Source organism: Methylocaldum sp. (genome assembly GCF_035627495.1).
Classification (GTDB): Bacteria; Pseudomonadota; Gammaproteobacteria; order Methylococcales; family Methylococcaceae; genus Methylocaldum.
The window spans coordinates 26026-33571 of the sequence record NZ_DASPLO010000196.1 but is presented as its reverse complement, the minus strand read 5'-3'; the positions used below and the strand labels follow the sequence as shown (position 1 = coordinate 33571).

Below are 7546 nucleotides of genomic sequence, written 5' to 3'. Positions count from 1 at the left end.
GGCACTGGCGAAAACTCAATGGCATTCCCCGCTTGGCTCAGGTTATCGAGGGAGTCGTGTTCAAGGACGGAGTTCGGGAAGACGCCGAGAAAATCGCCGCCTGAGTCCGCCCCGTACACAAAATTTGACCATTACTCGCGTACTTTGCCAAGGAGTCACTGCAAAGTACGCGTTCATGAATCAGGACTTTGCCATGAATCGGCCAAACCAGGCCTGGGTGACTAACCTGACCTCTATCGCGACGAACGGAGGTTGGCTCTACCTGGCGGGGATCAAGGATCTCTACGCCTGCGAGATTGTCGGTTATGCGATGGGCAGCCGCATGCCCAGGCGTTGGTGAGCCAAGCCTTGATCCGCGCTGTGAAGCTCAAGCGACCGAGGCCGGGGCTAATCCATCACTCCGACCGCGGCAACCAGTATTGTTCGTACGGGTATCAACGGCTGCTGCGACAATTCAAGATGGAGGTGTCCATGAGCCGCAAGGGGAACTGTTACGACAATGCGCCGATGGAGAGCTTCTGGGGGACATTAAAACAAGGGCTCGTCCATCACCGGCGTTATGCCACACAGGCGGAGGCGATCGCAGAGATTAGCGAGTACATCGAACTCTTCTACAACCGTCAAAGACGGCATTCGCGGCTCGGCAACCGCTCACCCATCGCCTTCCAGCAGGCACAGGCAAAAAAGGTGAGCACTTAACCGATGGCGTCCACTATTGACGACCCAGGCCAGATTACTCGCTCCGAGCAGGACCACGGGCTACGCCGTCCGATCAAGTCTCGCCCTAGCGGACTGTGTGGGGCCGGGGCCTCTTTACACCCCTGTCTGAATTACCCCAACAAATAAAAAAAGACCTACCCGAAGGTAGGTCTTTTTGGAAGGAGGATCACGTACTAGTTATAGCTGAGGAGATACGGTTGTATTCGATAATTTTTGGGAATCCCCGTCAGGCGAGCTTCCGCATCCGATTACGCCAATGGCAGCAAAGACGAGACAAACCGCAGCAAGTAGTTTCTTCATGATTTCCTCCGTTATTACCCATTCCGTTATTGCCCATTTCAGGCGTAATTGGTTTACCACCTTGCTGCCTCTCAGTCAAGACTGTTTTGTGATCGGATGGCTGTCCCAAAGTTCGTTCGCCGAGCATCGCGTCGCCGTAACGGTCCCCTCCTGGAGGGCTTTCCCCATAGTCCAGAACACATGCAAAAGCCCTGGGATAACAAGTGAGCCGATACCATCGGTGTGAGCCTCTGATTCCGCGACGGAACCGAGTGCATAATGCGGCCGGTCACTTCGCTTCTCGATCCCTGTACGCGCCGAGTCGGCTTGGTTCGATAACATTTTCCGGTGGCATGTCCGAGAAGAGTCATCTATGAACCCCTCGTTGGAAACATGCGGTTCGGGCTGCACCCGCGCCAAACGCGGTTCATGCTCATCCGCAAAGCCGAGAGCCTTGGGAAGCGAATGGTGTAAGCTCTCGGTCACCGATCGAGCCGATCTTCCTCTCGGTACGACAGCCCCTCAGCCGGGCACTCGGCCGAACAGCGTGTGATGCTTGCTAGGACATAGCTACGTTGAAGTGAATCGTCCGATTTTCACTACCCGCAGATGCTCTCAATGGGTCTGATACTTCTTAACCAGCTCTTCGATCTCTTCCACTTCTTCTTGATGAGATTGGCGATACCGCTGATGAGCGTCGCGGATACTCGCCAGATGCGTTTCAATATTCTCGGAGGTAAGCAAAACGCCGAAATCGTCGGCGATTTGGCGATCTGCCTCTGAATAATTCAAGACACGATCAAGCACCAGGTCTCCCAGCTCTTTTCGATAGTGAGAAGACTCCCAAAACCAGCGCATCATGGTTTCCTGGTCTCCTAAAGCCGGCACCGCCTCCGTCGTATATGTGTTGTAACCGGAAAAGTCCCATAGTGGGAAGGGTTTGCGCCTGCGCTCTCGCGCAACCTCTTCATTGAGTCGGACGATCTTTCTTTTCCAAGTCTCCCATTCATCCCAGAGCCCCGTGCTGGCCGTCAGTTCCCATTGCCGTGCGTGAGCCGGCGAAATGAGAATATAGAATTCAATCTTGCTCCGGTGAGCGTCTTCAAGAATCCTTCGAAAGTAATCAAACGTATTTATGCTTCCGTCTTCCGAAACGAAGTCGAATTTCTTGTGCGGCCTTGGGAAATACAGATGAGTCACGTAGTTCAGTTCGCTATAAAGAGCCGCTTCGTGTCTTCCTCCGTGCATCATCATGATGGCTTCCTTGTCTGGCTGTTCCACTTGTCCGCGCGGCAGAATCACATTATCGCGATTGGTCTGTTGAAAAAGGGTCTTGAGGCTTGCCGTCGTTGCGTCAACGGATGCCAAGGTTTCCAGCATGTCCGTTATTATGGCGATATTCCGCTTGTCCCCGTGAATATCCGATGCTAATCGTTTCTCAGTGAAGTCCGGACCAGGAGGTCTATAGGCATTGAATTGGAAGAAGTCGATGGCCAGCACGACTTTCCTTAATCGTCGTTCCGCATTGGCGTGCTGGAAATAGCGCAGGTTCTCATAGATAGTCGCTCCATTCAGCGCCAAATTGTAAGTATTAAATTCAGGGAACAGTGCCGGATGTTCAGGATCAAGGCCATGTTCGGTACGGGAGCTGCCAATCACCAGTGCGTCGGGTTTTCGCGCTTTAACGGCATGGGCTTTGGTCAGCCGCAGATGCTTGAATAATTCGGGTTTGTTGGCATTGATCCCTTCCCAACTGGGAGAACCGAAAATGGAAAAAGGGTTCACCAGGTAATTCATCAGGATGATGAGAGCCAAGAGAACAACGGCACCAATACCGATCGTATCGAGATAAGCCGCAAACTGGCGTTCGCTCGGCGTCAATGGGCCCCTGCCCAGAAGCCGTGAAGAAATCGTAGCGGGCCCCGCGAATCGGACGTGGGATAAAGAGACGGAATCGGGCTTTGTGGCAGGGTTATTCACGGATTCTCAGAATTGAAAATAGAGAAACTCACTGACTTTGGTGAGACTCAGTACATCAAATACAAAGACTAACAGGGTGAGATAAGCCCACATGGGCGTCGGGCGCCATTCCATCCATCTCCAGCGAAAACGATGTATCTCGCCCTTGTAGGTTTCGAATGCCGGGTGATAATTACGCATGAGTTGTTGGGTATTGGGCAGAAACAGAATGAACATCGTCAATGCCAATAGCCATGCGCCTGCCACCTCGGGTTTAGCACCGGCCACGTGCGCAAAAACCCCATCGAACGTGACCCCTATCCCCTGCAGCCACTCGCCGAAACGTCCAAGAACCCGGAGGGCCTCGGGTTCCAGTGATACACCATTGGCTCCGATCATTCCGAGCCACATGCTCTTCGTGCCGGTTATGGTCTCCGCCCGAAAAGGCACCCAGGCGGAGACCACCGCGATGAATGTCACTGTCCAACCGAATGCCTTTCCCAACCGGCCGGTTGCGGCCTGACCACCGAACAGCGAGCGCCAGGCATGATTGACGATGAGAAAGATGCCATGCAGTCCGCCCCACACCACAAAGTTCCAGCCGGCGCCGTGCCACAGGCCGCCGAGCAGCATCGCGATCATGAGATTGACATAACGTCTCACCGGCCCCTTCTTGTTCCCTCCGAGAGGAATGTAGAGATAATCCCGCATAAAGCGGGAGAGCGTCATGTGCCAGCGCCGCCAGAAGTCGATGATATTGGTGGACTTGTAGGGCGAATTGAAGTTGAGGGGCAGCCGAATGCCAAACATCCTGGCCAACCCGATGGCCATGTCGGAATAACCCGAGAAGTCGAAGTAGAGCTGGAGGGTATAGGCCAAGGCGCCCGCCCACGCCTCGAAAAAGGTCAGCGCAATGCCGCTATCGGCTGCGTTGAATGCTGGCGTGGCATAGGCAGCGATGCCATCGGCCAGCACCACTTTCTTGAAGAGACCGATGGCGAAAATGGTGAAGCCGACGGCATGGCGTCTGATGTTCAGCTTATAGAGGTCATCCCGGGCGAATTGCGGCATCATTTCATGATGGTGCACGATGGGACCCGCGATCAACTGGGGAAAGAAGGTGACGAAGAGGCAGAAGTGGAGAAAGTTATACTCCTTGGTTCCGCCCTTATAGGCATCGACGAGATAGGCGATTTTCTGAAAGGTGATGAACGAGATGCCGAGGGGCAATATGATGGCCTCCGCGCCGAGAATATCGCCGAATAGAAAATTGATATTTTCGACGAAAAAGTTCGCATATTTATAATATCCCAGGAGCGACAAATTGACGGCAATACCGAAGATCAATAGCCATTTTTTCGAAGAGGGATAACTTTCGCCGCTCAGGGAAATACCAAGAGCGTAGTTGAACAAAATGGAGGCCAAGAGTAATCCCAAGTAGGCGGGATTCCACCACGCGTAGAAGAAGAGCGACACACCGATCAGCCAGGTGATGGCAACTCTGTGATGGCCGCGACTTCCGATGGCAAAGAAGCCGAACAGAGAAATAGGGAGTAATAAAAAGATAAATTGGTAGGAGTTGAAGAGCATCAGAATTACTTGGTTCGACGTGCGGGACTTGAGGGTTTTGATAGGTGATCGACTTCCTACTCATTTTCCGCACCCCGCAGGATCTCCGCGGACGCAGGCGATCCTAGAATCCTTTACAAATAGATACTGCTTATAACAGTAAAAGCCACCATCGATTCGCCTTCCCCTCGGGCAATGCCTCGCCGAGCATTGCTTAGCTAAGACTTAGCCTACCTGGAGCTCAACTCGGCAGCAAGATCGATCGCCGCACCTCCCGCCAAGTGCTCGTTCGGTACGCCGGCTTGCGCCTTGTGCAGGTGCCGGGATTTTTTCGCCCCTCTTTCCGATTTTTTTCCAACCGCGCTCAGGCTGACTTCAGTACAGCCAGCGCCCAAGTCCATGCAAAATTCCACAATGTACTCATCGAAGGAGTACAGGAAGCGTAGCGGCAGCGGAGCGGAGTGCGACGACCTCCGCGTAGCCGTAGGGCCGGCTGTTTTGTCGGAGTCTGCGCGATAGCGCAGGTGGAGACAAAACAGAAGGCATCAGGCACGGTGTCAAGTCATTTGTGGGAACCCTGGCGCGTACTCCGCTTCGGACCATTACCCCCTAAACCAATCCGGTCTGGGGTAAGCATTGCTCTATTCACCGGCGGTCGCATAACGGCCAAAAGCGGAAGCTCAGGGTCCGTATAACGACGGTCTCAAAATCGGCCAGAGCCGCCACTCAGAAGAATCAATGGAATCCGGAGCAATTTGTTTAAAGCTAATCCAATATGAAAGTGTCTAATGAAATGCTAAGGCACATGTAGCCAAAACAGCAAATGAACCGAGAGCGGAATGGGTTGAGACTGTGTAGTTAGGGGCGAAGGGTGTGACACTCGTTCGCTTGGTGTGTGCAGTATGCGGACATACCGCTCATGTTCCCATCAAACTTACAGATCCAGACTGGAACGGCAAGTTTGATCTGAAACAGAAAATCAATCATCCCCGCAGGAAGTCATGAAGCAGACGCTACGAACAGCCAGCGCCAGAGGAGAACTTGTGCAACCCTTCACCTTTAAATATAACGTCTCAATATGCCTGTTTCAATTCCTTCTTTTCTAAAGAACGCAAGAGATCTACCTCTTTCCAGTTCACGAACCAGAATTTGGTGCCGCTGTTCGCGAGAAAGTCGGCTATGTCTGAGCGGGTTGGTTGGGGCAGGCTAAGATGGCTATAAAGTCTATCAATCCACCGACTTTTTTCAGCATCATGTACAAAGGGGCAGCTCAAGAGGTCCGCAAGGAGGTGGGCCTTTTCAGTGTTGATGCGGATGTCGGAAAGGTCTTTTATTTTATTGTTCGCCTTTGCCACGATGCTTTTTTTTGCCTTGACATAACGCTTATCGTCACGAATATAAAATAAACACGAGACAATATCAAAATAAGAAAGGTTGTCATCCCTGTCAAACAGCCTATTAATTACTTCAGGAGGGAGTAAGTAACCTTCGCCTAGCTCACGTATCGCTAAGAGGATGTTGATAGATTCTAGAGGGAGAAAATGGTCTATCTCGTCAGCACTCCGTACATTGCTTCCTACCAATAGCTGCTCTGATAGCTCATATATTTTTTGCTTGATGGTCTCGCTCGTGCAGCCAAGGTGTTTAACGCTAAAGCGGACGAGAATAATTATTGCTGTTGAAAGCTTATACGATGCGCTAACTGACGGAGATACACTGTAGAGAAAATATAAGACTTCCAATAAAATCAGACTAGCGTCTCTGTAAACCTCTGCTTCTGCACTATTTGATAGCTCGGCCTGTACATTGGCAAGTTTCTTTACGCGCTCAGTAAAAACAGAAATTAGATAAGATGAAACCTCATCATAATTGACGGAGTTGTACGAGCAGAGAGCTTTAATCTGACTAATGAAGCTGCGGGTAAGCTTCCACTTACTATGGATTTTCTTTGGAGTCAGAGACTGCCTGTCGTTGGATTCGGCTAAAAACTTATCCGAGAATTCATTCGCAAGCCGGCTGGCTTCACGCGTCACGCGGGATTTTAGCGTTATAAATGGCCTTATAATTCGAATCGATTTGGCTGTATTCGCGTGGAGGTTGAAAGCGACCAGGGCGTCACTGTAGCACTCATAAACAGCCTTGGCGGTTTCATCGTCATTCGTGAAAATAAAAACGTCGTCAACGTAGCGCCTAAACGAATAGTCAACATCAAAAACGAGTTTTCGCTGCCCGTTTTCTAACTTTTTTATGGTACGTAAATCGATCGCTTGAAATATAAGTTCGGCGAAAATACGGCTAAGCTCCGGCCCAATAACTATCCCATTCGTCTCGTTATGGTTGGTATGCCGCATTAAAGCATCGAATTGTTGGGCGAAAGTTGTATCCACGGATACGTGCTCTTTTGTGAAGGGCTTGTCCTTCAGTGCCCAAGAGAGGCTGTGCGTATAGATGCTATCAAAACACTTTGATACATCAAGTGTGACAAGGGTTGAGAAATGCTTTTCCAAATCAAAAAAAGTCTTAGAGTCAAAGAACTTGTAGAGTCGATCATATCCCCTGTAGGAAAAAAATGATGGGCTATGCTTGCTATAGCGATCGACCCATGCCTCGGTAATGCCGCCAGTCTTGTATTGGTTTATATTTTCCCATGCGGTTTTGGTATAGAAGGTGCTCGCGACCTTTTGAGGCGATCGGATTGATGCCGGGCTTTTTGTGCAGTAATGAAGTATCAATTTTTGATACTTCTTATAAAAATTCTTGATATTCCATTGTGACCGGGGGTGTATCAACGATAGCCGTCGAAACTCCAAGGAGTTCTTGCGAATTTTATAAGAGAATGGAACTGTGAATGATTTGGTGTCCCCAACGACCAAGCTGTCCAGTAAAAAATCAAAGATTTGATTCGATTTTTGGATTTTCTTGATGTTTAAGTACAGCCCGTCATTTGAAAATATAATAGGAGTTTCATACGGTGCCGTTTCAGTGACTAACACCCGTGCGCAGTCACTTTTGTTTATGC

At 50.5% G+C, this 7546-nt stretch carries 4 protein-coding genes and 1 pseudogene; 1 reads left to right on the top strand and 4 read right to left on the bottom strand.

The window, feature by feature from the left end:
- Positions 1–175 precede the first annotated feature (175 nt).
- Positions 176–699 (top strand): annotated as a pseudogene (locus VEB01_RS19060) (IS3 family transposase); the annotation flags it as partial.
- 915 nt (positions 700–1614) lie between these two features.
- Here VEB01_RS19060 and VEB01_RS19055 read toward each other — a convergent pair.
- The 4 genes from VEB01_RS19055 to drt3b all read right to left on the bottom strand — a co-directional run bounded on the left by VEB01_RS19055 (position 1615) and on the right by drt3b (position 7520).
- Positions 1615–2880 carry a hypothetical protein gene (locus VEB01_RS19055; RefSeq protein ID WP_324878227.1) on the bottom strand — a complete coding sequence of 422 codons (1266 nt, stop codon included), beginning with the start codon at positions 2878–2880 and terminating at the stop codon, positions 1615–1617.
- 105 nt (positions 2881–2985) lie between these two features.
- Complete coding sequence (locus VEB01_RS19050; protein WP_324878226.1) at positions 2986–4548, bottom strand: MBOAT family O-acyltransferase; 1563 nt, start codon at positions 4546–4548, stop codon at positions 2986–2988.
- A gap of 209 nt (positions 4549–4757) precedes the next feature.
- Complete coding sequence (locus VEB01_RS19045) at positions 4758–4928, bottom strand: hypothetical protein (RefSeq protein ID WP_324878224.1); 171 nt, start codon at positions 4926–4928, stop codon at positions 4758–4760.
- 672 nt (positions 4929–5600) lie between these two features.
- Positions 5601–7520, bottom strand: coding sequence for an antiviral reverse transcriptase Drt3b (gene drt3b, locus VEB01_RS19040; protein ID WP_324878222.1), 1920 nt, complete (start codon positions 7518–7520; stop codon positions 5601–5603).
- Positions 7521–7546: the final 26 nt, after the last annotated feature.

Bases quoted from the DNA above. Each gene is read 5' to 3' on its own strand.
- VEB01_RS19050 (WP_324878226.1), bottom strand. From the start codon at position 4,548: ATGCTCTTCAACTCCTACCAATTTATCTTTTTATTACTCCCTATTTCT.
- VEB01_RS19045 (WP_324878224.1), bottom strand. From the start codon at position 4,928: ATGGACTTGGGCGCTGGCTGTACTGAAGTCAGCCTGAGCGCGGTTGGA.